The organism is Rhodococcus sp. 11-3 (genome assembly GCF_023704055.1).
In the GTDB taxonomy this organism is placed as follows: domain Bacteria; phylum Actinomycetota; class Actinomycetes; order Mycobacteriales; family Mycobacteriaceae; genus Rhodococcus; species Rhodococcus aetherivorans.
This window is the reverse complement of the sequence record NZ_CP080406.1, coordinates 5,967,060-5,991,837: the sequence shown is the minus strand read 5'-3', so window position 1 is coordinate 5,991,837 and position 24,778 is coordinate 5,967,060. Positions and strand designations below refer to the sequence as shown.

Annotated in this window: 30 protein-coding genes; 11 read left to right on the top strand and 19 right to left on the bottom strand. The window is 70.0% G+C overall.

The annotated features are described in order from the left end of the window. Window positions 1-19: 19 nt before the first annotated feature. The 4 genes from KZJ41_RS27745 to KZJ41_RS27730 all read right to left on the bottom strand — a co-directional run bounded on the left by KZJ41_RS27745 (window position 20) and on the right by KZJ41_RS27730 (window position 4,659). Window positions 20-961: a helix-turn-helix domain-containing protein gene (locus KZJ41_RS27745; protein WP_029546731.1), complete on the bottom strand. Its 942-nt coding sequence runs from the start codon at window positions 959-961 to the stop codon at window positions 20-22. Window positions 962-971: 10 nt separating this feature from the next. Further along, the gene (locus tag KZJ41_RS27740; protein ID WP_029546730.1) at window positions 972-2,489 is read right to left on the bottom strand and encodes a carotenoid oxygenase family protein; all 1,518 of its coding nucleotides are present in this window, start codon (window positions 2,487-2,489) and stop codon (window positions 972-974) included. Window positions 2,490-2,499: 10 nt separating this feature from the next. Then, complete coding sequence (locus KZJ41_RS27735; RefSeq protein WP_084648699.1) at window positions 2,500-3,726, bottom strand: acetyl-CoA acetyltransferase; 1,227 nt, start codon at window positions 3,724-3,726, stop codon at window positions 2,500-2,502. A 138-nt stretch (window positions 3,727-3,864) separates the two neighbouring features. Continuing rightward, window positions 3,865-4,659: an LLM class F420-dependent oxidoreductase gene (locus KZJ41_RS27730; protein ID WP_029546728.1), complete on the bottom strand. Its 795-nt coding sequence runs from the start codon at window positions 4,657-4,659 to the stop codon at window positions 3,865-3,867. A gap of 92 nt (window positions 4,660-4,751) precedes the next feature. On the opposite strand from KZJ41_RS27730, the gene KZJ41_RS27725 reads away from it, so the two are divergent. Continuing rightward, window positions 4,752-5,228 carry a nitroreductase family deazaflavin-dependent oxidoreductase gene (locus KZJ41_RS27725; protein WP_050036175.1) on the top strand — a complete coding sequence of 159 codons (477 nt, stop codon included), beginning with the start codon at window positions 4,752-4,754 and terminating at the stop codon, window positions 5,226-5,228. A 6-nt stretch (window positions 5,229-5,234) separates the two neighbouring features. Here the strand turns inward: KZJ41_RS27725 and KZJ41_RS27720 are convergent, their stop codons facing one another. Next, window positions 5,235-5,873 carry a TetR/AcrR family transcriptional regulator gene (locus KZJ41_RS27720; RefSeq protein ID WP_065923279.1) on the bottom strand — a complete coding sequence of 213 codons (639 nt, stop codon included), beginning with the start codon at window positions 5,871-5,873 and terminating at the stop codon, window positions 5,235-5,237. A gap of 204 nt (window positions 5,874-6,077) precedes the next feature. Between KZJ41_RS27720 and KZJ41_RS27715 the strand changes: the two genes are divergently transcribed. Together KZJ41_RS27715 and KZJ41_RS27710 are read left to right on the top strand one after the other, a co-directional pair. Then, window positions 6,078-7,250, top strand: coding sequence for an acyl-CoA dehydrogenase family protein (locus KZJ41_RS27715; protein WP_029546726.1), 1,173 nt, complete (start codon window positions 6,078-6,080; stop codon window positions 7,248-7,250). 9 nt (window positions 7,251-7,259) lie between these two features. After that, the gene (locus tag KZJ41_RS27710) at window positions 7,260-8,396 is read left to right on the top strand and encodes an acyl-CoA dehydrogenase family protein (RefSeq protein ID WP_065923280.1); all 1,137 of its coding nucleotides are present in this window, start codon (window positions 7,260-7,262) and stop codon (window positions 8,394-8,396) included. Window positions 8,397-8,407: 11 nt separating this feature from the next. Here the strand turns inward: KZJ41_RS27710 and KZJ41_RS27705 are convergent, their stop codons facing one another. Genes KZJ41_RS27705 through KZJ41_RS27660 form a run of 10 tightly spaced genes read right to left on the bottom strand, consistent with a single transcriptional unit; the run spans window position 8,408 to window position 13,896 of the window. Further along, a complete protein-coding gene (locus KZJ41_RS27705; protein WP_065923281.1) occupies window positions 8,408-8,701 on the bottom strand; it encodes a gas vesicle protein K in 294 nt (97 codons plus the stop codon). Beyond that, window positions 8,694-8,927 carry a gas vesicle protein gene (locus KZJ41_RS27700; RefSeq protein ID WP_065923282.1) on the bottom strand — a complete coding sequence of 78 codons (234 nt, stop codon included), beginning with the start codon at window positions 8,925-8,927 and terminating at the stop codon, window positions 8,694-8,696. Before KZJ41_RS27700 ends, KZJ41_RS27705 begins: the two co-directional genes overlap by 8 nt. Further along, window positions 8,924-9,712, bottom strand: a complete 789-nt coding sequence (locus tag KZJ41_RS27695; RefSeq protein WP_065923283.1) for a GvpL/GvpF family gas vesicle protein — start codon at window positions 9,710-9,712, stop codon at window positions 8,924-8,926. Before KZJ41_RS27695 ends, KZJ41_RS27700 begins: the two co-directional genes overlap by 4 nt. Then, window positions 9,705-10,091: a gas vesicle protein GvpJ gene (gene gvpJ, locus KZJ41_RS27690; protein ID WP_050036172.1), complete on the bottom strand. Its 387-nt coding sequence runs from the start codon at window positions 10,089-10,091 to the stop codon at window positions 9,705-9,707. The genes KZJ41_RS27695 and gvpJ (KZJ41_RS27690) overlap by 8 nt, the downstream gene beginning before the upstream one ends. Then, window positions 10,088-10,423, bottom strand: coding sequence for a gas vesicle protein (locus KZJ41_RS27685; RefSeq protein WP_006932231.1), 336 nt, complete (start codon window positions 10,421-10,423; stop codon window positions 10,088-10,090). The genes gvpJ (KZJ41_RS27690) and KZJ41_RS27685 overlap by 4 nt, the downstream gene beginning before the upstream one ends. After that, entirely contained in the window at window positions 10,420-10,683 is a 264-nt protein-coding gene (locus KZJ41_RS27680) for a gas vesicle protein GvpG (protein ID WP_006932239.1), read from the bottom strand. Before KZJ41_RS27680 ends, KZJ41_RS27685 begins: the two co-directional genes overlap by 4 nt. Before the next feature lie 3 nt (window positions 10,684-10,686). Further along, window positions 10,687-11,484, bottom strand: a complete 798-nt coding sequence (locus tag KZJ41_RS27675) for a GvpL/GvpF family gas vesicle protein (protein WP_006932240.1) — start codon at window positions 11,482-11,484, stop codon at window positions 10,687-10,689. Next, window positions 11,484-11,894, bottom strand: coding sequence for a gas vesicle protein GvpJ (gvpJ, locus tag KZJ41_RS27670; RefSeq protein ID WP_006932242.1), 411 nt, complete (start codon window positions 11,892-11,894; stop codon window positions 11,484-11,486). The genes KZJ41_RS27675 and gvpJ (KZJ41_RS27670) overlap by 1 nt, the downstream gene beginning before the upstream one ends. Further along, entirely contained in the window at window positions 11,891-13,159 is a 1,269-nt protein-coding gene (locus KZJ41_RS27665) for an SRPBCC family protein (RefSeq protein WP_006932243.1), read from the bottom strand. The genes gvpJ (KZJ41_RS27670) and KZJ41_RS27665 overlap by 4 nt, the downstream gene beginning before the upstream one ends. A gap of 5 nt (window positions 13,160-13,164) precedes the next feature. After that, entirely contained in the window at window positions 13,165-13,896 is a 732-nt protein-coding gene (locus KZJ41_RS27660; protein WP_029546724.1) for a hypothetical protein, read from the bottom strand. A 292-nt stretch (window positions 13,897-14,188) separates the two neighbouring features. Here KZJ41_RS27660 and KZJ41_RS27655 point away from each other — a divergent pair, with 292 nt between their 5' ends. Beyond that, entirely contained in the window at window positions 14,189-14,410 is a 222-nt protein-coding gene (locus KZJ41_RS27655) for a CsbD family protein (RefSeq protein WP_029546723.1), read from the top strand. Between the two features lie 26 nt (window positions 14,411-14,436). On the opposite strand, the gene KZJ41_RS27650 is transcribed toward KZJ41_RS27655, so the two are convergent. Both KZJ41_RS27650 and KZJ41_RS27645 read right to left on the bottom strand, forming a co-directional pair. Then, a complete protein-coding gene (locus KZJ41_RS27650) occupies window positions 14,437-14,952 on the bottom strand; it encodes a TIGR04338 family metallohydrolase (RefSeq protein ID WP_006932256.1) in 516 nt (171 codons plus the stop codon). Beyond that, window positions 14,949-15,758, bottom strand: coding sequence for a DUF2786 domain-containing protein (locus tag KZJ41_RS27645; RefSeq protein ID WP_065923284.1), 810 nt, complete (start codon window positions 15,756-15,758; stop codon window positions 14,949-14,951). Before KZJ41_RS27645 ends, KZJ41_RS27650 begins: the two co-directional genes overlap by 4 nt. A gap of 85 nt (window positions 15,759-15,843) precedes the next feature. Here KZJ41_RS27645 and KZJ41_RS27640 point away from each other — a divergent pair, with 85 nt between their 5' ends. The 6 genes from KZJ41_RS27640 to KZJ41_RS27615 all read left to right on the top strand — a co-directional run bounded on the left by KZJ41_RS27640 (window position 15,844) and on the right by KZJ41_RS27615 (window position 22,792). Continuing rightward, window positions 15,844-16,917, top strand: coding sequence for an ABC transporter ATP-binding protein (locus KZJ41_RS27640; protein ID WP_029546720.1), 1,074 nt, complete (start codon window positions 15,844-15,846; stop codon window positions 16,915-16,917). Window positions 16,918-17,063: 146 nt separating this feature from the next. Further along, window positions 17,064-18,341 (top strand): ABC transporter substrate-binding protein, encoded by a 1,278-nt coding sequence (locus KZJ41_RS27635; RefSeq protein WP_006932272.1) that lies wholly within the window; start codon window positions 17,064-17,066, stop codon window positions 18,339-18,341. A gap of 14 nt (window positions 18,342-18,355) precedes the next feature. Beyond that, window positions 18,356-19,438 carry a carbohydrate ABC transporter permease gene (locus tag KZJ41_RS27630; protein ID WP_029546719.1) on the top strand — a complete coding sequence of 361 codons (1,083 nt, stop codon included), beginning with the start codon at window positions 18,356-18,358 and terminating at the stop codon, window positions 19,436-19,438. Then, a complete protein-coding gene (locus tag KZJ41_RS27625) occupies window positions 19,435-20,286 on the top strand; it encodes a carbohydrate ABC transporter permease (protein WP_006932281.1) in 852 nt (283 codons plus the stop codon). Before KZJ41_RS27630 ends, KZJ41_RS27625 begins: the two co-directional genes overlap by 4 nt. Continuing rightward, window positions 20,283-20,480, top strand: a complete 198-nt coding sequence (locus KZJ41_RS27620; RefSeq protein ID WP_006932283.1) for a hypothetical protein — start codon at window positions 20,283-20,285, stop codon at window positions 20,478-20,480. Before KZJ41_RS27625 ends, KZJ41_RS27620 begins: the two co-directional genes overlap by 4 nt. A gap of 110 nt (window positions 20,481-20,590) precedes the next feature. Next, complete coding sequence (locus KZJ41_RS27615; protein ID WP_373566455.1) at window positions 20,591-22,792, top strand: transglycosylase domain-containing protein; 2,202 nt, start codon at window positions 20,591-20,593, stop codon at window positions 22,790-22,792. Here KZJ41_RS27615 and KZJ41_RS27610 read toward each other — a convergent pair. Beyond that, entirely contained in the window at window positions 22,695-23,399 is a 705-nt protein-coding gene (locus KZJ41_RS27610) for a TetR/AcrR family transcriptional regulator (protein WP_029546717.1), read from the bottom strand. The two genes, KZJ41_RS27615 and KZJ41_RS27610, sit on opposite strands and share 98 nt — an antisense overlap. Before the next feature lie 116 nt (window positions 23,400-23,515). On the opposite strand from KZJ41_RS27610, the gene KZJ41_RS27605 reads away from it, so the two are divergent. Then, window positions 23,516-24,235, top strand: coding sequence for a class I SAM-dependent methyltransferase (locus KZJ41_RS27605; protein ID WP_029546716.1), 720 nt, complete (start codon window positions 23,516-23,518; stop codon window positions 24,233-24,235). On the opposite strand, the gene KZJ41_RS27600 is transcribed toward KZJ41_RS27605, so the two are convergent. Then, complete coding sequence (locus KZJ41_RS27600) at window positions 24,213-24,776, bottom strand: TetR/AcrR family transcriptional regulator (RefSeq protein ID WP_006932287.1); 564 nt, start codon at window positions 24,774-24,776, stop codon at window positions 24,213-24,215. The genes KZJ41_RS27605 and KZJ41_RS27600 overlap by 23 nt on opposite strands. Window positions 24,777-24,778 lie beyond the last annotated feature (2 nt).

Here is a 24,778-nt window from a genome sequence, read left to right as displayed (position 1 = left end):
ACGGATGTGCCGGGGCGGGTCAGCCGCCGGTGGGTTCGATCGAGACGGTGGAGGCCCGCAGCCGCTCCCTGCAGTGACTGCACGTCAGTGCGGGTGCGAAGGTGTGGCCGCAGAGGCGGTGACGCAGGACGATCGCCGGTCCCTCCGGTGCGCGGAACCAGCGCAGCCCCCAGTCGATCATGCAGGCGACGACGGGGAAGAACGCCCGCCCCTTGTCGGTGAGGTGGTAGGTCACCCACGCCGGGCGGTCGGGATTGGGCAGTTCCTGCAGGACGCCCAGCTCGGTGAAGCGCCGGAGCCGGTCGGCCACCACCGTCGGAGGTGCCCCCATGCGCTCGGCGAACTGCCCGTAGCGGGTGGCGCCGAGGAACGCCGCCCCGAGCAGCGCCGCCGACCACCGGTCGCCGAGCAGTTCCATCGTGTGCGGCAGGATCTCCGGCGCGCGAGCACGGCCGGACCGTCGGCGACCGGTCGCGGCCGGCACGCTGCGCGGCCACTGTCCGCTGGGGCCGAGCTGCGCGTCCACGTCGGGTGCGCCGGCGGGCCGGTCGCAGTGGCCGCAGACGAGCACCGGTGTGAACCGGGCGCCGCAGACCGCGTGCCGCCTGGCCGGGAGCTGTCCCCGGTGATCGGGCGCCCACTGCTGTTCCCACGCCCACATGGTGAGCAGAACCGGCCACACGCCGTGGCCGCGGGCCGTCAACCGGTACTCGTGCCGAGCCGGCCGCTCCTGGTACTGCACCCGCTCGAGGAGTTCCGCGTCGGTGAGGCGGGCCAGGCGCGCGGTCAGCACCGCGTTGGAGATCTCCCCCCGCTCGATCCAGTCCCGGTAGCGGCGGTCGCCCTGCAACGCGTACCGCAGAATCCACAGGTTCCACTCGTCGCCGAGGATGCCGAGGGTGACCGCGATCGCGTTGTCACCGCCCGGCTCGAGTTCGGTGACCGTGCCGGAACCTGCCATCGACAGCTGATCATAGGTTCAGGACGTCGCCTGCCCGGTCCGCGTCCCGCCACCCCGGGAGGTCCGAACCCGCCGCCCAGGTCGAGTGGGTGCCGCTCGAGACCCGTTCGGGGAGTCCGATCCGCGCGAGCGGTCCGTCCCCCGGTTGCCGCGCGTCGAAGACCAGGCATTCGGACCGGTCCCGGTTCATGTCGGTGGTGATCGTGATCAGGTAGCCGTCGTCCTCGGCGGCCGACCCGGTGCGGGGCGCCATCACGGTCTCGCTGCCGAAGACGCCCTCGCCGAACGAGTAGTGCTCCTCCGCCCCCGTCTGCACGTCGTGTTTGACGAGGCCGTCGAAGAGGAACCAGCCCGGCACCCCCGTCGCGGCGTAGGTGTAGCGGTGGCGGACGCCGCCGTGATGCGGATTGATCATCCCGAATTCGGTGACGGACTCGGACAGCCGTTCCTCGGTGAGCGAGCCGGTGCGCAGGTTCAGCCGCCAGCGGTGCAGGTGGGTGCCCATGCGGTCGAGCGCCAGCGAACGGAACAGCCGCCGGTAGATCGGTCCGGTGCCGTCGTCCGGCGGTTCCGGTGTCTCCTGATGGAATCCCTCGAGCACGATCTCGTCGCCGTCTTCGTAGGCGTTGGTCCAGTGCAGCACGTAGGTCGGGTCGGCGTCGAACCAGGTGATCTGGTCGGGACGGCCGCGCCGGGGAATCACGCCGAGCCGCATCGGCAGGTCGGGGTGGTAGCGCGGCACGTACCTGCCGCGCGCGAGGGCCTCCGGGATCCAGAACAGGGGGCAGTCGTTGAGAATCGCGTAGTTCTCGGTGAACGCCATGTCGTGGGGCAGGCGGGGGCCGGGCAGGGGGATGTCGACGTAGTGCACCAGCCGATCGTCGGCGTCGACCACGCCGTAGTGCAGGTACGGGGCGTCGGTGCCGTAGTTGAAGAACAGCAGTTCGCCGGTGCGGACGTCGACCTTGGGATGCGCGGAAACGCCCCAGTCGGAGGGGAATCGGCCGTCCCACGTCGCCTTGCCGAGGGTCTCGAGCGTGGTCGGGTCGAGGCGGTAGAGGTCCCCGCACTGCCAGAAGCTGGTCAGGGCGACGCCGCGATGCACGGTGACGTCCGTACTGGAGGCATCCTTCATGCGGCCGCGGGCGCCCCAGCCGTCCTGGCGGATCGAGTTCTGCGGCCGTTCGGCGATGCCCGCCCACAACGGGCCACCGGCCTCCTGCTCGGCCAGGAAGCCGTCGGTCTTCACGAATCTGTTACGGTAGAAGGCTTTTCCGTCGCGAAATCCGACGACGTGAATCATGCCGTCACCGTCGAAGGGATGATAGAGACCTTCGAGTGCCGGGTGCGCCGGGTTCTCGGTGTTGCGCAGGTACACGCCGTCGAGGTCGGCCGGCAGGTCGCCGATCACCTCGAGGTCGTCGGCACGCCGCTCCGTGTGTTGCGGGCGCCACGGACCGGTGCGGTACGGGTGGTCGTCGTCCGCGGGCAGGGTGGACAGTGCCCGTCCCAGAATCTCGAGTTCCATGGATGTCCTTTCAGCCGACGACGAAACTGACCGTGGTGGTCGTACTTCCGCCGATGTTCAGGGTCGCGGCTCGCGTGGCGCCGGGGACCTGGTAGTCGCCGGCGCGGCCGGTGATCTGGCGGTGGCAGTCCAGCAGCATCCGGACTCCGGTGGCGCCGACCGGATGCCCGCCGCCGAGAAGGCCCCCGCTGGGGTTCATGGGGATGCGGCCGCCGATTTCGAGGTCGCCGTTCTCGATCGCCTGCCAGCTCCGGCCGGGGGCGGTGATCCCGAAGTGGTCGACGGCCAGGTATTCGCTGACGGTGAAGCAGTCGTGTGTTTCGATCAGGTCGAGGTCCCGGACGCCGCCGATGCCGCTCCGCTCGAACGCGTCGACGATCGTGGCGCGCACGTGGGGCATGACGAGGGGATCGTCGCCGTCGCGGGCGAGCTTGCCGGACAAGGACAGTCCGACCGTGCGGTGGCCCCAGCCGAGGATGCGGGACATGTCGTCGACGGTGCGTGGGTGCCGGCTCAGGTAGCGGTTGCTCAGCAGCACCATGCCCGCGGCGCCGTCCGTCAGCGGACTGCAGTCGGTCCTGCGGAGGCGTCCCTCGACCACCGGATTGGCGGCCTCGTCCGGGCCGAAACTGCCGGGTCCGTAGGTCCGGTTGCGGGTCTGCGCATTCGGATTGGCGCGGGCGTTGCGGATGTTCAGTTCCGCGATCGCCCTCAGGTGCTCGTCGTCGAGGCCGTAGCGGCGGTCGTATTCGTCGGCGATCTTGTCGAACATGTACGGCCACATGTACTTCGCGTCGGCGCCTTCCTGTCCCACCCAGGCCGCGGCGTTCATGACCCGGGTGCCGGCGTCGCCGGGGACGCACCGTTCGAGTTCGACGCCGAGCACGAGGGCGCAGTCGTAGCGCCCGGCCTCGAGATCGGCCATCGCGGCGAGCACGGCAAGGGAGCCGGACGCGCAGGCCCCCTCGTGCCGGGTGGCCGGGATCCCCCACAGCTCGGGCAGCACGGAGGCCGGCATGCCGCCGAGGTGTCCCTGGCCGGTGTAGAGCTGTCCGAAGGCATTGCCGACGTGGATCACCCCGACGTCGGCGACGTCGATGCGGGCGTCGCGCAGCGTTTCCGTCACCGTCTCCGCGACGAGGTCCGCGATGTTCCGGTCCTCCCGGGTCAGGTTCCGCGCGAAGTCGGACTGGTATCCACCGGCGATCCACACGCCTTCAGGGTTCACGCCGCTCACCGCCTTCCGCGGGGGTCGACCATACGTGGCTTCAACTACAGTAAACAGAGTGACCAGGCGGACGCAACGACGATGTGCGCGCAGGCAGCCGGGAACCGGACCGCCCGGTTGCCGCATCCCGGCCCTGGAGCCGCCCGGTCAGGCCAGCCCGGACAGCGGCGGTGCGGAGTTCTCGTCCCGCCACCCGATCGCCTCGAGGAGGCCGCTCAGGTCGTAGTCGGGACCGCCGACACCGACGGTGAACAGGGTGACGCCCGCATCGACGAAGGCGGCCGCGTGCGCGGTTCCGGGCCACGGCACGGACCGCTCGACCTCGTTCGGTGAGCGGCCGGCGTCGGCGCAGCGCGCCGCGAGGATCTCCGCCTTCTCCGTGTGGGTGTCGAGGTCCCCGAAGCTGTGCCAGATGTCGGCGTACTGCGCCACCAGCGGGATGGTCTTGCGGGGTCCGCCGCCGCCGATGAGCAGCGGGATGTGCCGGGTCGGCGGGGGGTTGAGCTTCGCGAGCCGCGCGGTGATCCGGGGCAGGTATTCGCCGAGCAGTTTCAGCCGGGAACCCTTGGTGCCGAAGTCGTAGCCGTACTCGACGTAGTCCTTCTCGAACCAGCCCGCGCCGATGCCGAGGATGAGCCGGCCGCCGCTGATGTGGTCGACGGTGCGGGCCATGTCGGCGAGCAGATCGGGATTGCGGTAGCCGCCGCCGGTGACGAGCGCTCCGATCTCGACGCGCTCGGTCTGTTCGGCCCACGCGCCGAGCATCGTCCAGCATTCGAAGTGGGCGCCGTCCGGGTCCCCGGAGAGGGGATAGAAGTGGTCCCAGTTGAAGACGATGTCGGCGCCGGCGTCCTCGGCGCGGAGCACGGTGTCGCGGATCTTCCCGTAGTCGGGCTGATGCTGGGGCTGCAGTTGAAGACCGATGCGAATGGGACGGTGCATGAGTCAACGGTAGGGCCGTCGCGCCGGTCCCGCAGCCGATCCGTGTGGGCGTCCCGGTGGTGCAGCGGACGGATCGGGCGCACAGTGAAGGAATGCGCATCACCGAGCCTGCCGCACCACCGACCGGACTGCGCCGCCGATTCCTGCGCGCTCCGATCCACCTCTACCGGATCGGGCTGGGGCGGGTGCTGGGCCGCCGGTTCCTGCTGCTGCACCACGTCGGCCGGCGCAGCGGACTGCCGCGGCAGACGGTGCTCGAGGTGGTGAACCACGAGGACACGTCCGGTGGATTCGTCGTGGCCGTCGGCTTCGGGAAGCAGACCGACTGGTACCGCAACCTGCGGGCGCATCCCGCGGCGCGGATCGAGTCGGGCCGCGAACGGGTCGCGGTGGCCGCGGAGTTCCTCGATCCGGAGGAGGCGGCGGAGTTCATGGCGCGGTACGGGCGCCGGCACCCGAAGGTCGCGCCGCGGTTGTGCGCGGCGATGGGCTTCGACGTCGACGGCAGCGAGGCCGACTACCGGGCGGCGGGCCGGCATCTGCGGTTCGTGCGGTTGCGCCGTACCTGAGACCGGTCAGCGGTCCGCGCCGGTGAGGCTCGCGAACCGCTGCGCCAGGCCCTGCAGGAACGACTCGAGCGCCAGCTCGAAGCCGTCGCGGTCGATCTCGTCCGCGTGCTCGCGCAGCCGGTGTGCCTGGGACAGATGGGGATAGCGCTCCCGGTAGATGGTGAGGTCGTCGAGGAAGCCGCCCGAGAACGAGGCGATGGCCGAGCCGACGACGATGTACTTGATCGACGCGCCGATCAGTGTCGCGGTCCGTGGCGGCCACCCGGCCCGGGTCAGGCCGCCGTGCACGGCGTTGGCCTGATCGAGGGCGACCTCGCGCCGGCCCGGGCTGCGCGCGAGGAACGGTACGAGGTTCGGGTGCTCGGCGAGAGCGGCGCGGTAGGACCTCGCCCAGACGCGCAGCGCCTCCTGCCAGTCTTCGGTGTCGAATCCGCTGATGTCGACGGACTCGCCGACCTGGTCGGCGATGTCGTCGAGCAGCTCGTCCTTGTTCGAGTAGTGGCTGTACAGCGACGGCGCGCTGACATGGAGCTCGGCGGCGATCTTGCGCATGGACAGTTCGTCGAGTCCGTGCGCGTCGACGAGGCGCAGGGCGGTCTCGCGGATGAGCGGGCGGCTGAGCAGCGGGGTACGGGGTCGTGCCATCGGCGCTCCTTCCTCGGCGTCGGTCCGGGGGTCGGTCCCGGGGGTCGGCCTGGACAACCTAACAGTGTCAAGTTACAGTACGGGTGTACGCAGCACCAGGGCGAACGAGCCCCCATCCCTCCGCGAATCATGCAGCGTGAAAACGGGATCGGGCCGTGGTCCCATGCTGCGCTCGCACAGGCACAACCGTGACGGAAGGCCCCCATGAACCTGAAGCTCACCGACGAAGAGCTCGCGTTCCGCGACGAACTGCGCACGTTCTTCACCACCGAGTTCCCCGCCGAGATCCGAGAGAAAGTGGCTGCCGGCCGGCACCTGGACCGCGACGAGGTCGTCCGGAGCCAGCAGATCCTCAACGCCAAGGGTCTGGCGGTGCCGAACTGGCCCGTCGAGTGGGGCGGCAAGGACTGGACCCCCGTGCAGCGAAACATCTGGCTCAACGAGATGCAGCTCGCCTCGGTGCCCGATCCGCTGCCGTTCAACGCGTCCATGATCGGTCCCGTGATCGCGCAGTTCGGCTCGCAGGAGATGAAGGAGCGCTTCCTGCCCGCCACCGCGAACCTCGACATCTGGTGGTGCCAGGGATTCTCGGAGCCCGAGGCCGGCTCCGACCTGGCCTCCCTGAAGACCCGCGCGGTGCGCGACGGCGACGACTACATCGTCAACGGCCAGAAGACGTGGACCACCCTCGCCCAGCACGCCGACTGGATCTTCTGCCTGGTGCGCACCGACCCGGATGCACCGAAGAAGCAGGCCGGCATCTCGATGCTGCTCATCGACATGACCACGCCCGGCGTGACCGTCCGCCCGATCAAGCTCGTCGACGGCAGCTACGAGGTCAACGAGGTCTTCTTCGAGAACGTGCGGGTCCCCGCCGAGAACCTGGTCGGCGAGGAGAACGCGGGCTGGAGCTACGCGAAGTTCCTGCTCGGCAACGAACGCACCGGCATCGCCCGCGTCGGCGCCACCAAGGTGCGGCTCGCCCGCGCCAAGCAGCTCGCCGCGCAGACCCGGACCGGATCCGGCACCCTGATCGACGATCCGCTGTTCGCCGCGCGCCTCGCCGAGCTCGAGAACGAACTGCTCACGCTCGAGCTCACGCAGCTGCGGGTGGTCGCCGGGTCCGCCGACGGCAAGCCCAATCCGGCGTCGTCGCTGCTGAAGCTGCGCGGCTCGGAGTTGCAGCAGGCGGTCACCGAACTGCTCACCGACATCGCCGGACCCGACTCGCTGCCCGTCGGCGCCGCGGGCATCGACTCGCCGGAGTGGGCGCAGCACACCGCCCCGACCTACCTGAACTACCGCAAGGTGTCCATCTACGGCGGGTCGAGCGAGGTGCAGCGCTCGATCATTGCCTCCTCCATCCTCGGATTGTGAGCCACTGTCATGAACTTCGAACTCGATACCGAACAGGACCTGCTCCGCAAGACCGTCCGCGACGTGCTCTCGGGCACCTACGACACCGAGACCCGTAACAAGGTCGCCGACACCGACCGCGGCTGGAGCGACGAGGTGTGGCGCCAGCTCGCCGAACTCGGCGTGCTCGGCCTGCCGTTCGCCGAGGAGCACGGCGGAATGGGCGCCGGACCGGTGGAGGTCATGGCCGTCATGGGCGAGATCGGCCGAGCCCTGGCCCCCGAACCGCTGCTGAATGCGGTGTTCCTGCCGGGCGGCCTCGTCGCCGAGGTCGGCACCGACGAGCAGCGCGCGGACCTCCTGCCGCGGCTGTCCGAGGGCGCGCTGCTGCTCGCGTTCGCCCACGACGAGCCCGGCAGCCGGTGGCCCGCCACCGAGATCGCCACGACCGCCGCCCGCACCGGCGACGCCTGGTCCCTCACCGGCCGCAAGAACCCTGTGCTGCACGGGGATTGCGCCGAGACGTTCGTCGTGTCCGCCCGCCTTCCCGAGGGAGGTGCCGGGCTGTTCCTCGTCGACGCCGACGCGGCCGGCGTCACCCGCACCGCGTACCGCACCCACGACGAGCGCCGCGCCGCGCAACTCGTCCTCGACTCGGCCGTCGCCGTGCCGCTCGGCGAGGCCGTGGACGCCACGGCGGCGATCACCGCCGCCCAGGTACGGGCCCAGGCCGCCCTGTGCGCGGAGGCGGTCGGTGCGCTGGCCGAGACGCTGCGCCTGACGACCGATTACCTCAAGCAGCGCAAGCAGTTCGGCGCCCCGCTCGCCCGCTTCCAGGCCCTGACCCACCGCGCGGCCGACATGTACGTGCTGCTCGAACTGGCGTCGAGCATGAGCCTGTACGCCACCATGGCCCTCGCCGACGGCATCGTCGACCCGACCATCGGGTCGCGGGCCAAGCTGCAGGTGGGCCGGTCGGCACGGAAGGTCGGGCAGGAGGCGATCCAGATGCACGGCGGTATCGGCATCACCGCCGAATACCCGGTCGGCCACTACGTGAGCCGGCTGACCGCGATCGAGCACACGCTCGGCACCGTGGAGGATCACGTGCGGATCCTCGCCGGGGCCGTCGCGGATCACGACCGCATCGAGGTCGCCGGCATGTGAGCGGCGCGGGCTCACTCCCGGGGCAGCAGTGTCCCCAGCGGTCCGAGGTCGATGTTGAGATCCTCGGGGGTGAGCCCGAAGTGGTCACGCAACTCCCCCATGCGTTCCTCGAGCAGCATGAGGGTGGTGCCGATGCGCTCGATCTGCTCGTCGCTCAGGTCCCCCTCCTCCACGCGCCGCAGCGCCTGCCGCTCCATCAGCTGCCGCAGCAGCTCCACGAGGGTGAGGACGAGCGTGACCAGCCCACGCTCGACCGACTCGGGATCCGAGTCGATACGCGGTGAAATGCCGTCGAATTCACTCATCCGGCGCCTCCAGGGCGTCGCGGGGGACGGGCGGTTCGATCCCGGTGACCGACAGCGTACTGATGGACGAGATCAGGGCACGCAGCGAGATCTGCACCATGTCGACGTCCGCGATGGACAGCTTGATGTCGCCGGTGATGACGACCCCGCCGGCGAGCACCCGGTCCAGCAGGTCGATGAGGGCGATGCGGCGCTCGCCGTCGGCGCTCTCGCTGACGTGATTCATGTGGATGTCCGCTCCACACCGGCGAACGAATACGGCGGCCACGGCCCGGTCAGCTCGAGCCGGATCCCGGGAAACTCCTTGCCGAGTTCCTCGACCGTCGCCGCGAACTCGTCCGCGCGGTCGTCGTCCACCAGATACGTGCCGTTGAGCACCATCCAGTCCCGCCGGCCGCTCAGCGCCGGATCCGTCGCGGCCTGACGCCGGCCGGCGGCGGCCTGCCGCACCAACCGGGAGTGGATCTCGTCGGCACGGGCCGCGGCGTCGCGCTCGACGGACTCCTGCGCCGACAGCTGGGCGCGGCGACGGAGCAGGTAGGCGGTGCCGGAGCCCTTGGCGCTGCCCGCGATCTGCGCCTCCGCCACCGCGTCGGCGAGGGCCCGCCGGTCGCCGTACGCCTTGACCCCCCACTCCGTGCGGCCGGTCACCAGGGCCAGCGCCGACTCGAAGTTCGCACGCCGCTCGTCCAGCAGATCGCGCACGCGGGCGTCGTCGAGATAGACGGTGGCCAGGCGCAGCGGGATCACCGCACCCCGCCGCACGAGGGCGGACACCACGGCGTCGTGCGCCCGGGCCGTCGCCTCGAGCCACTGCAGGTCCTCGAGGTTGTGCCGCAACGGCTCCTCCCCGAACACCTCGAGCGGCACCGAACCAACGACGGCGGCGTGCCCCCCGGCGGTCACGGCGCGCACCGCTTCTCCCGCGACGCCGGTGAGCTCGCCGAGGTCCTCCTCGGCGAGCCCGTCGTCCGTCACGGCGTACAACCACACTCCGGTTCCGTCAGTCACGATCCTCCTCTTCCACGCGAGCGCTCTCGACGGCCTCGCGGCCCTGCCCGGACTCGAGTTCGGCGATCCGCTCGCGCAGCCGCCGGTTCTCGAGTTCCAGCTTGTCGTCCTCCCGATCGATCTCGCGGTTGCGGGCCTTGCTGCTGAGCCACGGATCCGACTCCCACCAGTCGATGCCCACGGCCTTCGCCGTCTCGAGGGAGGCGATCACCAACCGCAGTTTGATGGTGAGCAACTCGATGTCGAGCAGATTGACCTGGATGTCGCCGGCGATCACCAGGCCCTTGTCGAGGACCCGCTCGAGGATGTCGCCGAGGTTCGTCGACTGGTGACCGCCCCCGGACGGCTGCGGCGACGAGCTGCCCCCCATCACGGTCATCGCCGGGCCCTTTCGCCGATGTCGCTGCTGCCGCGGCCGTAGCGCTTGGTTCGGCGGTATGCCAGCAGGTTTCCGTCCAGGTCGATCTCCACCTCGTAGAGGGCCAGCATGTCCGCCGACGACGGGATGCGCCGATCCTCGAGCACCTCGATCTCCACGGTCCAGCCGTGATCGGCCGGCTCCACCGAGGTGGCCCCCTGGGGCTCCTTCGAGGTCAGCTCCACGAGGTGCTCGAGGGCGGCCGCGGCGGCCTCCCCTGCCGTCAGGGGCGGCGGCTGCTCGTCGTCGTCGTAGACGTCGTCGGAATCCTCGGGCGTCGCCCTGCCGCTCACAGGTTCTCACTCCCCCCGGCGGGTGCCGTACCGCCGCCAGGCCGGATCATGCGGTCGAGGACCGCCTGCTGCGCCTTCTCCTTCTCGTCCTCCGACAGTCGACCGGCCGCCGCCGCCTCGTCGATCTCCTCGAGTTCCCTCCGAATGGTCGCCGGGTCGTGGAGTGTCTGCTCGACCTGGTCCTGGATGACTTCGCCGAGCCAGAGCACGCCTTTGACCGGGGCGAGCGGCAACAAGAGGATGGACGAGATCAGTCCCATGTGTCAGCCCTCCGGTTCCCGCTTCATCACGAAGTCGTACGCCGCCATCGGGCCCAGCAGCGTCATCTCGACCCGGCCGTCCCACTCGTGCGCGAGCGAACCCACCGCCTCCTCGAGCTCGCCCTGACGGTCGAGTTCGACGAGGACGGCGACGTGGGCCGCGTCCTCCTCGTGGGTGGGCTGCCGCTCGTTGACCATCGGTTCGAGGGCCTCGAGGGCGTCGATCACCCGGCGGGTGTCCTCGGCGCGTTTGGACTCGATCGCCTGGCTGATGATCTCCCCGAGAGCCATGCGGGCGTCGCGGGTGGCGTCCTCCGACTTGTCGCGGATCTCGTCGCGCAGCCGGGCGGCCTCGGAGTTCTCGTCGAGCACCTCGCGCAGGACCGCGTTCTCGACGTAGCGGCCCTTGATCACGAACTGCGCACGCCCCTCGAGCTCGTCCAGTGCTGCCTTCAGCTCGTCGTGGTTCTCCTCGAGCAGCTCCCGCTCCACCGCCTCCGCATCCGTCATCACCGCCCCGAACCGCAGCGGCAGCACGGGTGCGACGGCCGCGGAACCGTCCAGCAGTTCCGCGTGCGCCTTCAGATCGTCGGGCGTGCCGAGCGGCCGGTCGACCGAGATCTCGCTGACCAGTGCGGCGATGTCGCCGTGGCGCACCACCGCAACGTCGCTCTGGGGCTTCCCCACGCCCTTCGCGTGCTCCTCGGGCTCCACGTCGGCCGGCACGATGCCGTAGACGTACATCGCGGTGCTCTGCCCGCCTTCGCTCTCGGGTGCCTCTGCGGCCTGATCGGTGGACATCAATCCCCCCTTCTCTTCGGTCGGCTGGCCGTCTGCCGCTTGTCTTCCACGTCGCCGAGGAAGTCCATGACCTTCTCGCCCGCGGCCTCGAGCGCGCCCTTGGTCTTGTGCTTCGCCCCGCCCTGGGTGATGTCACCGACGAGGTCGGGCAGGCCCTTCGGTTCGTTCTGCGAGATCTCGAGCCGGTTCACCGCCTCGGCGAACCGCAGATAGGTATCGACACTGGCCACCACGATGCGTGCGTCGATGGTCAGCAGTTCGATGCCCACCAGCGACACCCGCACGAACGCGTCGATGACGAGTCCCTTGTCCAGGATGGTGTCGATGACGTCGGCCAGACCGGAGGAGTTGGGGCGGGCCATCGTGCCGCCGCCACCTCCGCCGCCGCCGCCGGCGGGTTGGATGGTCATGTGCGTGCTCCTCGCCTGGCACCCTTGCGGGTGCTTGTGCCCGCGCGCCGTCGACGTGCGGGTGCCGGTTCCTCCTCCGGCTCCTCGTCGGCTTCGTCCTGCAGGCCCTCGTCTTCCTCGTCCTGATCCTCGGGGAGCTCCTCCTCGTCCTCCTCTTCGGAGAGTTCGTCCTCGGGGAGTTCCTCCTCGTCCTCGGTCTCGTCCTCGGGGAGTTCGTCCTCGGTCTCGTCCTCGGCGAGTTCGTCCTCCGCGCCTTCGTCCCCGACGTCCTGCTCCTGGTCCTCCTGCTCCTGTTCTTCCTCTTCGCGCCGGGCGGTCTCGTCGTCCTTGACGACCTCGCTGTCGCGGATCTCGCCGTGCCAGCCCTGGATGTCCTCGGCGTGCAGGACGGCCTCGGTCATCACATGGCGTTCGAAGTGCTTGAGCTCCAGTCGTGCTCGTCGTCCCACGGCTCGCCACAGGTTGGCCGTCTTCTCGAACAGCCCCTTGGGGTGGTACTCGAGCACCATGATGATGCGGGTCAGGTTGTCGGTGATCTCGTGGAAGGTCACCGCCCCGTCGATGTAGCCCTTGGCGCCCTTCGAGCGCCACACGATCCGATCGAACGGAACCTGTTCGAGGATCGTCGACTCCCAGTTGCGCCGGGACCAGAACACCTTGCCGGTCCACTGCAGCTTCTCGTCCGAGGCCTGCTCGACCTGCTCGACCTTCTTCATGAACTTCGGCCAGTCCGCGAACAGGGTCCACTGGTCGTAGGCGAGCCGGATCGGAACGCCGACGTCGACCTGTTCGACGATATTGGTGAGCTTGATCTTCTTGCCGCCGCCGCCCTTACCCTTGCCGCCTCCGCCGAGGGATTCCTTCACGTCCTCGAACTTGTCCTTGGCGGTCTGCTTGATGTTCTCCATGGCTCCGCTGAACCGCGACTCGCCCTCGCCGGACTTCTGCACACCGGTCACCGCTCCGAGCAGGTTCCCGCCCCCGCCCTCGGCATAGTCGTTGAGGCGCCCGGCAGTCCCGGTCACCTTGTCGGAGACCGCCGACAGGGCACGCTCGGCAAACGTTCCGGCCAGACCCTGCAGTGATTTCTGCAGGTGCTTGGTGGGTGAGAGGTCCTGCACCGCCTTGCCGGCGCTGCCGGCCGCCCCGGTGGCCGTCTTACCGGCCTGTCCCGCGGTGCCGGCGGCGGTCTTGCCGGCCTTGCCCACGGTCTCCGTGGCGGTCTTGCCCAGCCGGCGGGTGGCCTCTCCGAGTGTTCGCGTCATCGGACTCACTTCCTCGTCCGCCGGACCGGAGCGCGTCCGGTGGCGGATGCCGCGGCGCGGGTGCTGCGCCGCCGGGGCTTCGACGGCTCCTCGTCCTCGTCGCCGGCCTCGTCCGGTTCCTGTGGCTTCGACTTGGCCCGGGATGCCTTGGGACGGCTCGCGGATTCCGCGGTACGCCGTCGGGCGGCGGGCCGCCGCCGCGCGGGCTTCGGGGCCTCCTCCTCCTCGGCTTCTTCCTCCTCGGCTTCCTCGGCCTCTTCCGGAGCGCCCTCTTCCTCCTCGTCGGCCTCTTCCTCTTCGGCTTCCTCTTCCGGGTACTCCTCCTCCTCGGCGGACTCCTCGGCCGGCTCCTCCTCGTATTCGCCTTCGGCGTACTCGTCTTCGGGTCCCTCGTCGGCGTACTCCTCTTCCTCCGGCTCCTCCTCGGCAGCCTTGGAACGTCCGGCGGCGCGCTGCTGGAGCCGATCGTTGAGCGAATCGATCCGGTTGCTCGCGGCGGTGACCGCGGCCGCGCGGGCGGCGCTCATCAGTTCGCCACGAACCGAATCGGTGATCTTGACGAGTTCCGGTGAGGACCCGACCATCGAGGCCCCACGCTTGAGGATGTCCTGCGGGTTGCTGGGCAGGCGTCCCGTCAGGCCTGCCCCCGCGAGCATCAACGCCAGCCGCATCTTGTGCGTGCGACCGAGGAAGTACCCGATACTCACCCCGGCGGCAACTCGTGCCCCACCTTTCATGACCATTCTCCTTCGCCTGCAAGTGGCCGCGATGCGGGCAGGTTCTCGGCTGCGCACGATGTCTGGTCCGGTGCGTCGGGCCCGCGGTGCGGTTCGAATGTGGTGTAGCCCACACTACGCATTTCAAACATCGGTTCGCTGACGATCAACAGGAATGCGCGTGCGGCACCATCAGGGTGTGATAAAGGACTGATCGGTATGTCCCGGAGGTGTTTCCCGGCGGCACCCCGAGGGTATGACCACCCTCGACGGGGCGCGGCTCCGTCCCCGCAGAAATGCTAAGGAGGGCACCATGGCTCACCTCGCCAACAAGGTGATGCACAAGGCCGAGGAAGTGGTCGGCAAGACCCGGTACAACCTGGGCAAGCGGACCGGAAACAAGAACCTGCAGAGCGTGGGCAGGCGCGGCCAGGTCTCCGGGCGCGTCAAGCAGTTCGGCGACAACCTCACCCACGCGGTAAGGAATGCCCAAGGACGATTCAAGAACAGGTCACATCGTTCCGATCTCCGCTGAGCCTCCCGGCGCGCCGCCGGCGGGTGTCATTCGCAGGCGGCGAAGCCGCAGGCGCGCAGGGCGAACGCCGCCTCGGGCCCGATGATCTCGCCGACCAGGGTCAGGAACCGGTCGACGAACGCGGGCCCGTGCGGCGGCTCCGCCGGATCGTCCGGATCGGACGCATCCAGATGGTGCGCCAGCTCGTGCAGCACCACCAGCTCGCGGAATGCCCACGCGGTGTTCGCGCGGTGCTCCGGGAGCGCGATTGTGGCGCAATCGCTTTCGTAGTGAGCGGCGGCATGGCCGGCGCGTGCGCGGACGCGCACCCGCACCGACGCCCGCGACCAGCGCGCCCGCACCCAGTTCAACGCCAGCACCGAGTCCACGTACGCCTGGACGGAATCAATGGAGGCGAAGCGCCGCTCCACCGGCAGGGTCACCTGCGACCCGGCCAGCTCCACCACCCGGAGTCCGCGCTCGTCGGCGCGGTCGAACATCTTGCGTACCAAGGACTCCGCCTCGTAGACGGCGGTCCTCTGGGTGTCGCGCAGCCGGGTCACCGCGGCAACCGCCGGGCCGGAGTCGGCAGTTCCGGAGTCGTTCCCAGGCGCGCCTGCCGTCCCGCCCGGTCCCCCGCGCGACGGGCGTCGGACGAGTGCCCCACCCCCACCCCCGGCCCGCGCCAGCTGCCGCGCGCCTCGGACGTGCTGCGGTAGAAGTCTCGCAGCTCGATCTGCTTGTCCCGCAGTGCCAGGGCCGTGCCCGGTGCGGCGGCCGCCGCCTCCTGCTCCGCGTCCTGCTTCGCCTCCGCGAGCCGCCGGCCGATCCGCGCCGCGAACGCCGACTGGAAGTTCAGCCGCGCGGTGACGGCCGCGACGGGCCGGCGCACCCGGGCCCGCACCCGCCGTCCCCCGCGGGTCTCGACCACCGTGCGCACCGTCGTCTCCTCCTTGTAGGTGCCCGAGCGCAGGTACGCGTCGGAGGCGCGGACCATCTGCACCAGCAGCGAGGAGTACAGCGCCTCGCACACGTCGATGTCGGAGGCGAAGCCGTAGGCGTAGATCACCGTCGACGTCGTGGTGATGTCGCACTGGACGTCGTTGGCGGCGGCGATCGCCAGGAACAGCTGCGCGTACGTCCGCAACCCCTTCCGGCCGGCCTCGCCGATGGTGATCAGGCGCTGCACGGGGGTGGCCCGGCGCTCCCGGCCCGCCGTGTGGGCACGCGCCACCGCCAGATCCACCGACGCCGCCGTGGCCAGCCGCTGCGCGGCGGCGAGGAACGCGTCGGCCTCGTGGGGGTTGTCGGTGGATTCCGCCTGACGGAGCAGGCCACCGATGCGGGTCAGCATCTTCTCCGAACTCACCCAGGCAGGCTACGCCGTGGTGCCCTTTCGGACCCGTGGTGATCCGAAAGGACACCACGGCGACGGGGTCGCCTATTCTCCTGCCATGGCCCCAGTGACCTTCGACCACGCGACCTGTCTGTTCCCCGGGTCGACCACGCCTGCCGTCGACGCGTTGAACCTGGAGATCGAGGACGGCGAGTTCCTCGTCCTGGTCGGCCCGTCCGGCTGCGGCAAGTCCACCTCCCTGCGGATGCTCGCGGGACTCGAACAGGTGCACAGCGGACGCATCCTCATCGGCGGCCGCGACGTCACGGCGCAGGAGCCCAAGGACCGGGACATCGCGATGGTGTTCCAGAACTACGCCCTCTACCCGCACATGTCCGTCGCCGAGAACATGGGCTTCGCCCTCAAGCTCGCCAAGACGCCGAAGGCGGAGATCCGCGCACGGGTCGAGGAGGTCGCGAAGATGCTCGACCTCGAGCAGTACCTCGACCGCAAGCCCAAGGCGCTGTCCGGTGGGCAGCGGCAGCGTGTCGCCATGGGCCGCGCCATCGTCCGCCAGCCGCAGGTGTTCCTGATGGACGAGCCGCTGTCCAACCTCGACGCGAAGCTGCGCGTGCAGACCCGCACCCAGATCGCGCAGCTGCAGCGCCGCCTCGGCACCACCACCGTCTACGTCACGCACGATCAGGTGGAGGCCATGACGATGGGCGACCGCGTCGCCGTGCTCGACAAGGGGATTCTGCAGCAGTGCGCGTCGCCGCGCGTGCTCTACAACAAGCCCGCCAACGTGTTCGTCGCCGGATTCATGGGCTCGCCGGCGATGAACCTGTTCAGGCTGCCGGTCTTCGACCGCGGGGTGATGCTCGGCGACACCGCCGTGCAGGTGCCGCGCGACGTCGTCGGCCGGGTCACCGAGTCGGAGGTGGTGGTCGGCATCCGTCCCGAGCATTTCGAGATCGCGCCCGACGGCCTGGGGATGGACGTCGACGTCGTCGAGGAACTCGGCTCCGACGCCTACATCTACGGCCGCGCCCAGATCGCCGGCCGCCCGCAGCAGGTCGTCGCGCGCGGGGACTGGCGCAATCCGCCCCACAAGGGCGAGCGGGTGCACCTGCGGTTCGACCCGGACCAGGTGCACGTCTTCACCACATCCGACGGACGTCGCCTGGGCTGAGCCTAGCGGCAGGGCACGACACGGAACCGATCAAGGTCGCGCGGAATCCCTGCACTCCGGTGCCCTCCATGCCAGAGTAAGGGCCGATGTCGGTGGCCGGGTGCCGCCGACGAGGCTTTTCTCACGATCTCAACGGGGAGTCATTCATGATTCTGAACTCGAAGGCGATGCGCCGCGCGGCGGTCGCGGCGTCCGCCGCGTCGCTGCTGGTGCTCACGGCCTGTTCCTCCGACGGCGGCTCGGACTCGGGCAGCGAAGGGGGCACCGCCGCCGGCGGTGAGGGCCGCGGCCCCATCACGATCGTCGAGGGTCAGGATCCGCTGAACACGGCGCTCGAGAGCATCATCGCCGACTGGAACGCGGAGCACCCGGACGAGCAGGTCACCTTCAAGCCGCTGGGCAAGGAAGCGGACCAGCAGCGCGACGACATCACCCAGCGCATGCAGGCCCAGAGCGACGAGTACGACCTCATCGCCGTGGACGTCACCAACACCGCCGAGTTCGCGGCCAACGGCTGGCTGCGGCCGCTCGAGGGTGACTACGCGATCGAGACCGGCGGCCTGCTGCCCGCCACGGTCGACTCCGCCACCTACAACGGCACCCTGTACGCGGCGCCGAAGAACACCAACGGCGCGTTCCTGTACTACCGCACCGACCTGGTCGACAAGGCCCCCGCCACGTGGGCGGAGCTGAAGGAGCAGTGCCCGAAGGCGCAGGAGGCGGGCATCGACTGCTACGTCGGCCAGTTCAAGAACTACGAGGGCCTGACGGTCAACGTCTCCGAGATCGTCAACGCCTACGGTGGCAGCTTCGTCGCCGAGGACGGCACCACGCCGGCCATCGATGACAAGACCGCCGAGGGGCTGCAGTTCGTCGTCGACTCGTTCAAGGACGGGACCATCCCCGAGGCCGCGCAGACGTACACCGAGGGCGAGTCGCAGAACGCCTTCGGCGAGGGCCGCGCCCTGTTCATGCGCACCTGGCCGGGCTTCTTCACCGACGGTGAGTCCTCGTCGGTCGCCGGCCGCTACGGCATCGCGGTGCTGCCGGGCGTGGACGGCCCCGGCGCCTCCACCCTGGGCGGCTACAACGTCGGCATCAGCGCGTTCTCCGATGCGCCGGCGACCGCCCGCGACTTCCTCGAGTTCATGCAGACGCGCAAGTCGCAGACCTACTACGCCGAGGCCGGTGGCGCGCCGGTCCTCGAGGAGGTCTACGACGACCCGCAGATCCTCGAGCAGTACCCGTACTTCGCGACGCTGAAGGAATCCCTGGCCAACGCGCAGCCGCGTCCGGTCACCCCGTACTACTCGCAGGTCTCCAAGGCCATCCGCGACAACGCCTACGCGGCGATCCGCGGTGAGAAGACGGTGGATCAGGCGCTCGCGGACACCAAGGCCGGCATCGAGACCGCCGGCAACTGATGCAGGAGTAGTACATGGCGAAGCCGCAGGTCGAGCCCGCGGACCAGTCGCCCACCACCACGGTCGGGACCGCAGTGATCGGTCCCGACCGTGGCCGTGGAGGCGGCCGGCACCGGGCTCCCGAGCCCCCCGAGCCGCCGGCCGCGGCAGTGAAGGCGCGCCGGCGGATACCGGTGTGGGCGTTCGTCGCGCCGACACTGGTCGTGCTGGCCGTCGTCATCCTGTATCCGCTCGGCCGGGCGGTGTGGATGTCGTTCCACGGCGACGCGAAGAAGCTCGATCCCGAGACGGGCCGGTTCGTCACCGGCGGCTTCGTCGGCGTCGAGAACTACGTCCGCTGGATCACGCAGAGCTGCGGCACCGCGACGGGCTCGATCCCGTGCCCGCCGGGCACCCTCGGCTCGCAGTTCTGGGGTTCGGTGGGCAACACCTTCTTCTTCACCGTGGTGACGGTGGCGCTGGAGACGGTCATCGGGTTCGCGATGGCGCTGGTGATGGCGAAGTCGTTCCGCGGTCGCGGCCTGCTGCGCGCGTCGGTGCTGGTGCCGTGGGCGATCCCCACCGCGGTCACCGCGAAGCTGTGGTTCTTCATCTTCGCCAACGACGGCATCGCCAACCAGATCCTCGGCACCGAGATCCTGTGGACGGCCGACCCGTGGCCCGCGCGGTTCGCGATCATCGTCGCCGACGTGTGGAAGACCGCTCCGTTCATGGCGCTGCTCATCCTGGCCGGGCTGCAGATGATCCCGTCGGACGTGTACGAGGCCGCCAAGGTCGACGGCGCGTCCGCCTGGCAGCGGTTCACCCAGATCACGCTGCCGCTGGTGAAGCCGGCGCTCATGGTCGCGATCCTGTTCCGCACGATGGACGCGCTGCGCATGTACGACCTGCCCGCCATCATGATGGGCTCCAACCCGGCCACCTCCACCATCTCGGTGCTGGTGGTCGACCAGATGCGCCAGGGCGCGAACTCCGCGTCGGCCCTGTCGACGATCACGTTCCTCATCATCTTCGCGGTGGCGTTCGTCCTGGTCCGGTTCCTCGGCGCCAACGCGGTGCGCACGCAGGAAGAACAGCGGAAGGGGACCCCGGCATGAGCCGACCGGGCACCGGCAAGGCCCTGCGCGGCAGCATCGGCACCTACGCCGGCGTCGCACTCATCGTCGTGTGGGGCCTGGCCCCGTGCTACTGGATGATCGTCACCGCGCTGCGCGACCCGGCGGACACGTTCAGCACCACGCCGTGGCCGACGAACCCGACGCTGCAGAACTTCGCGGACGCCCTGGACCCGTCCGCGAAGGTCAACTTCTCCCGGGCGCTGCTCAACAGCGTGATCATCGCCGGGGCCACCACCGCGATCGCGCTGCTGGTCGGTGTCTTCACCGCCTACGCGCTGTCCCGGTTCGACTTCCGCGGCAAGTACTTCGTCACCGGCATCATCCTCGGCGCATCGATGTTCCCCGTCGTCGCACTGGTGACGCCGCTGTTCCAGCTGTTCACCGACATCGGCTGGATCGGCAGCTACAAGGCCCTGATCATCCCGAACATCTCGTTCGTGCTGCCGCTGACGATCTACACGCTGACCTCGTTCTTCTCCGAGCTGCCCTGGGAGCTCGAGGAGGCCGCCCGCATGGACGGCGCCAGCCGGGGCCAGGCGTTCCGGATGATCATGCTGCCGCTCGCGGCGCCGGCGCTGTTCACCACCGCGATCCTCGCGTTCATCGCGACCGTCAACGAGTTCCTGCTCATGTCGCAGCTGTCGAGCGAGAAGACCGCCCCGGTGACCGTGGCGATGGCCCGGTTCACCGGGACCGACCCGTATGTGACGCCGTATGCGTCGATCATGGCGGGCGGCACCCTGGTGATGGTGCCGCTGGTGGTGATGGTGCTGATCTTCCAGCGTCGCATCATCGCGGGCCTGACCGCCGGCGGCGTCAAGTCGTGAGCCGCCGGCCGTCGCGCCGGCAGCGGCTCGAGCTGCTGCTCGGGTTCCTGACCATGGTCACGCTGCTGGCGCTGGTCGGTGCGGTCGCCGAGCTGCTGTCCGCCTCGCCCGGGGTGGTCCCGTCGCTGGTGCTGCTCGGGTGCGTGGCGGCGTGGGGGCTGACGTTCCGGGCCTGGCGGCGCGCGGGCTCCTGAGGGGTGCCGTATCGCCGCAGCTCGGAGGCGGTTTCTCCGCCGGGGCGCGCGGGCCGAGCGGTGTCCGCGCGGCCTGCGGTACCCGTCACATCGGGACGGAACTCCGTACCATGCGATCGAGAGGGTGCGATCATTCGTCGGACCCGGATCTTTCCGAGAAAGTGGTACGTGTGAGTTCTACGACCCCGTCGAACCCCCAGCACAGGAAACCCACCGCCGCTGCGAAAGCGCGGCGGTGGCGCATCGTCGGCAACATCGCGCTCGCCGTGGTGGCCGTTCTGGTGCTCGTGCCGGCGCTCGCGTTCGCGGTGGCGTACATGTCGACGGACGTGCCCCGCCCGTCGGACATGAGGACCAATCAGGTCGCGACGGTCTACGCCGCGGACGGTACCACCGAGCTGAGCCGGATCGTGCCACCCGAGGGCAACCGTGTCGAGGTCGACCTCGCGGAGATCCCGGAGCACGTGCGCAACGCCGTGCTCTCGGCCGAGGACCGCAACTTCTACAGCAACCCGGGCTTCTCGGTCAGCGGCTTCGCCCGCGCGGCCCGCGACAACGTGCTCGGCAAGGAAACCGCCGGCGGCGGGTCCACCATCACCCAGCAGTACGTCAAGAACGTGCTCGTCGGCGCCGACCGGACCGTCACCCGCAAGATGCGGGAGCTGGTGATCTCGACGAAGATGGCCAGGCAGTGGTCCAAGGACGAGATCCTGCAGGCGTACCTGAACACCATCTACTTCGGCCGCGGCGCCTACGGCATCGCCGCCGCCGCGCAGGCGTACTTCGGCAAGCCGGTCGGGGAGCTGTCGGTGGCCGAGGGCGCTGTGCTCGCCGGGGTGATCCAGACCCCGTCGGCGCTCGACCCCGAGTTCAACCGGCCGGCGATCGAGGCGCGCTGGAACTACGTCCTCGACGGCATGGTCGAGATGGGCGAGCTCGACACCGCCGAACGCGAGGCCCAGGAGTTTCCTCCGACGGTGCCGGCCGCGCAGGCGACGCAGGCCAACGAGGCCGGCGGACCGGAGGGGCTGCTGCGCACCCAGGTGATCCGCGAGCTCGAGGCGGCGGGCATCAGCGGCCAGGTGCTCAGCACCGAGGGCCTGCAGATCACGACGACGATCGATCCGCGGGCGCAGCAGGCGGCGATCGACTCGGCTCGCGAGACCCTCGAGGGCGAACCGGCGAACCTGCGCACGGCCGTCGTGTCGATCGATCCGCGCACCGGCGCGGTCCGGGCGTACTACGGCGGCGAGGAGGGTGCCGGGTTCGACTTCGCGCAGGCACCCGTGCAGACCGGCTCGGCGTTCAAGGTGTTCGGCCTCGTCGCGGCGCTGAAGGACGGCATCGGCCTGAACGCCCGGTTCAGCAGCGCTCCGCTGACCGTCGGCAATCTCGAGATCGGCAACGTCGAGGGCGAGTCGTGCGGCGTGTGCACCATCGCCGAGGCGCTGAAGCGGTCGCTGAACACCAGCTTCTACCGGCTGATGCTGGCCATGGAGGACGGGCCGCAGAAGATCGCCGACGCCGCCCACGAGGCCGGCATCCCGCTCGAGATTCCCGGCATCGAGGGCCCCACGCTCAGCCACAACGGCGGCGCGCCGGAGGGCGGCATCGTGCTGGGCCAGTACCAGTCGCGGGTGATCGACATGGCGTCGGCGTACGCCACGCTCGCCGCGTCGGGGACCTACCACCAGCCGTACTTCGTGCAGCGGGTCGTCAACGCGGAGGGCGAGGTGCTGCTGGACCGGCCCGCGTCCCCGGGCGAGCAGCGCCTCGACCCGGCCGTCGCGGACAACGTCACGCAGGCGATGCAGCCGATCGCCGCGTACTCGCGCGGACACGCGCTCGCGGGCGGGCGGCCGTCGGCGGCGAAGACCGGGACCACCCAGCTCGGTGACACCGGCCTGAACAAGGACGCCTGGATGGTCGGGTACACCCCGTCGCTGTCGACCGCGGTGTGGGTCGGCACGCCGGACGGCACCGCGATCACGAACAGCTGGGGCGGGTCGATCTACGGTTCGATGCTGCCGTCGGACATCTGGAAGGGCACGATGGACGGTGCCCTCGAGGGCACCGAGGTCGAGAGCTTCCCGTGGCCCGAGCCGATCGGCGGGCAGGCGGGCGTGCCCGTCGACACCGGGGTGACGGCCCCGTCGAACAACGCCCCGGCGCCCGTGCAGCTGCCCCAGCTGCAGCTGCCGGAGCTGCCGCCGATCACGATCCCGGCGCCGCCGGTGGAGCTGCCGCCGGAGATCCAGGTGCCGCAGCAGATCGAGGTCCTGCCGGGCGTGACGATCCAGATTCCCGGATAGGTGATGGCGCCGCCGTGGGGGTGAGCGGTACCGCCGCCGGACCCCCGGGTCGGACCGGCCCGGGGTCCGAGAGACGCCACGGTCGCGTCGCGGCCTCGAACGTGGCGAACGCCTGCGCGGCCGTCAGCTCGCCCGCGGCGACAGGACCGAACAGGCCGACGATCCCCCACGCGAGGAACCGCACCGCCGGATCACACTCCGCCTCCCCCGCCTCGCACTGTTCGCGCAGGTGGCCGGCGAGGACCTCGTGGACCATGTGGGTGGTGGCGCGCACGAGCACGGCGTCGCTGCGCCGGCCGGCCAGCGCCTCGTACAACCGCGGGTGCTGCTCGCACAGGTCGAACACGGTGCGCACCGGTCCCCACGGCGTCTGCCGTCCCCGAGCGCGTTCCTCGACGGCCCGCTGCACGTATTCGGTGCAGCTGACCACCAGCAGGTCGTCCTTGTCGCGGAAGTGGTGGTAGAACGTGGAGCGGCCGACGTCGGCGCGATCGAGGATGTCGCGGACGGAGACGCGGTCGTAGCCCTTCTCGGTGAGCAACTCGATCAGCGCTCGGTGCAGTTCGTTGCGGGTCCGTCGGACACGGCGGTCCTCGGTGGGCGGCACGGGTTCTCCTGTGGTCGTCGGCGTTACCGCACATTGTGCGCCCGAGTGTCCGGAACCGGACACTTTCCGGGGTTTCGCTCCTGGCGTCGCGCGGCGACCGTCGTAACCATGGAGCCATGAGACACAACGACTTCCAGCGACAGTCCACCGTCCACGACGACGGACCGGGGGTGCTGATCACCCGGGTCCGTGGTTATGCCGCCTTCAACACGATCTTCTTCGCCGGTCGGCGATCGCGGGTCGACGCCGCGGCGGCGGACCTGCTCGGCCTCCAGCGCGGGCAGGCCGTTCTCGACATCGGTTGCGGACCGGGGGCATTCGCCCGCGTTCTGGCCGAGCGGGTCGGTCCCACGGGGCACGTGGTGGGGGTGGACCCGTCGCGGCAGATGATCGACCACGCGACCGCACGGGCGCGAAGGCTGCCCCACTGCGAGTTCCGCGTCGGTACGGCGCAGGAGCTCGACGACCCCGACGAGTCGTTCGACGCGGTGACCGCGACGTTCTCGATGCACCACATCCCCGAAGGCCGGCGCGACGACGCGCTGGCCCAGTTCTTCCGGGTGCTCCGTCCGGGCGGCCGGTTGCTGCTCGCCGACATGTACCCCACCGACCGGATCCGCCCGATCGCGGTGCGGGTCCTGACCCGTGCGATGCGCCACCGTCACGACGAGGCCGGCGCCTCGGACGTCGCCCGGGCGGTCGACCCGATCGCCGCCGTCGACGTCCGCAACTACGCGGGCGCACTGCGGAGGGCCGGATTCGACGAGCCGGCCTTCCACGAGATCCGGCCGTCGACCGGCTGCCTGGTGGCGGTCAGACCCGGTCCTCGCGGATGAGCCGGACGGCATGGTCGACGACGTCGTCGACCGACACGGACGGCTCGGCGGTCCGGTCGATCGAGAGCGACTCGACCATCGCCCACCAGCCCCGCAACCGCATGATCGTCCATGCGTCGCCCTCGGTGCCGAGCGCGGTCAGGGTCCGTTCGACCATGGTGCCCCGCATGGCCTCGCGGATCTCCCGGATCTGTGGGTCGGCGCCGAATCCGCCGTGGAACAGCGCCTGATAGTTCTGCCCGTGCCGGTCGATGAACGAGACGAAGGCATACACGACGGCGCGCAACGGATCGGTGTCGTCGGGATCAGGGACCGCGGCCCGCAGCAGGCGCCGCGCGGCCGCGGCCACGACGGCGACGTAGAAGTCCTGTTTGGTGGGGAAGTAGCGGAACAGCAGACCCCGGGAGATCCCGGCGATCTCGGCGACCCGGTCGACGGACAACGCATGGATGGGCCGGGCGGCCAGTTCCTGCAGGCCGATGGCGACGAGCTGGCGTTTGCGTTCCTCCGGAGGCAGGCGCCGCCGCTTCTCGGTGCTCACGG

Bases quoted from the DNA above. Each gene is read 5' to 3' on its own strand.
- KZJ41_RS27745 (WP_029546731.1), bottom strand. From the start codon at position 961: ATGGCAGGTTCCGGCACGGTCACCGAACTCGAGCCGGGCGGTGACAAC.
- KZJ41_RS27740 (WP_029546730.1), bottom strand. From the start codon at position 2,489: ATGGAACTCGAGATTCTGGGACGGGCACTGTCCACCCTGCCCGCGGAC.
- KZJ41_RS27730 (WP_029546728.1), bottom strand. From the start codon at position 4,659: ATGCACCGTCCCATTCGCATCGGTCTTCAACTGCAGCCCCAGCATCAG.
- KZJ41_RS27725 (WP_050036175.1), top strand. From the start codon at position 4,752: ATGCGCATCACCGAGCCTGCCGCACCACCGACCGGACTGCGCCGCCGA.
- KZJ41_RS27720 (WP_065923279.1), bottom strand. From the start codon at position 5,873: ATGGCACGACCCCGTACCCCGCTGCTCAGCCGCCCGCTCATCCGCGAG.
- KZJ41_RS27715 (WP_029546726.1), top strand. From the start codon at position 6,078: ATGAACCTGAAGCTCACCGACGAAGAGCTCGCGTTCCGCGACGAACTG.
- KZJ41_RS27710 (WP_065923280.1), top strand. From the start codon at position 7,260: ATGAACTTCGAACTCGATACCGAACAGGACCTGCTCCGCAAGACCGTC.
- KZJ41_RS27705 (WP_065923281.1), bottom strand. From the start codon at position 8,701: ATGAGTGAATTCGACGGCATTTCACCGCGTATCGACTCGGATCCCGAG.
- KZJ41_RS27700 (WP_065923282.1), bottom strand. From the start codon at position 8,927: ATGAATCACGTCAGCGAGAGCGCCGACGGCGAGCGCCGCATCGCCCTC.
- gvpJ (WP_050036172.1), bottom strand. From the start codon at position 10,091: ATGACCGTGATGGGGGGCAGCTCGTCGCCGCAGCCGTCCGGGGGCGGT.
- KZJ41_RS27680 (WP_006932239.1), bottom strand. From the start codon at position 10,683: ATGGGACTGATCTCGTCCATCCTCTTGTTGCCGCTCGCCCCGGTCAAA.
- KZJ41_RS27675 (WP_006932240.1), bottom strand. From the start codon at position 11,484: ATGTCCACCGATCAGGCCGCAGAGGCACCCGAGAGCGAAGGCGGGCAG.
- gvpJ (WP_006932242.1), bottom strand. From the start codon at position 11,894: ATGACCATCCAACCCGCCGGCGGCGGCGGCGGAGGTGGCGGCGGCACG.
- KZJ41_RS27665 (WP_006932243.1), bottom strand. From the start codon at position 13,159: ATGACGCGAACACTCGGAGAGGCCACCCGCCGGCTGGGCAAGACCGCC.
- KZJ41_RS27660 (WP_029546724.1), bottom strand. From the start codon at position 13,896: ATGAAAGGTGGGGCACGAGTTGCCGCCGGGGTGAGTATCGGGTACTTC.
- KZJ41_RS27655 (WP_029546723.1), top strand. From the start codon at position 14,189: ATGGCTCACCTCGCCAACAAGGTGATGCACAAGGCCGAGGAAGTGGTC.
- KZJ41_RS27640 (WP_029546720.1), top strand. From the start codon at position 15,844: ATGGCCCCAGTGACCTTCGACCACGCGACCTGTCTGTTCCCCGGGTCG.
- KZJ41_RS27635 (WP_006932272.1), top strand. From the start codon at position 17,064: ATGATTCTGAACTCGAAGGCGATGCGCCGCGCGGCGGTCGCGGCGTCC.
- KZJ41_RS27630 (WP_029546719.1), top strand. From the start codon at position 18,356: ATGGCGAAGCCGCAGGTCGAGCCCGCGGACCAGTCGCCCACCACCACG.
- KZJ41_RS27625 (WP_006932281.1), top strand. From the start codon at position 19,435: ATGAGCCGACCGGGCACCGGCAAGGCCCTGCGCGGCAGCATCGGCACC.
- KZJ41_RS27615 (WP_373566455.1), top strand. From the start codon at position 20,591: ATGCGATCGAGAGGGTGCGATCATTCGTCGGACCCGGATCTTTCCGAG.
- KZJ41_RS27605 (WP_029546716.1), top strand. From the start codon at position 23,516: ATGAGACACAACGACTTCCAGCGACAGTCCACCGTCCACGACGACGGA.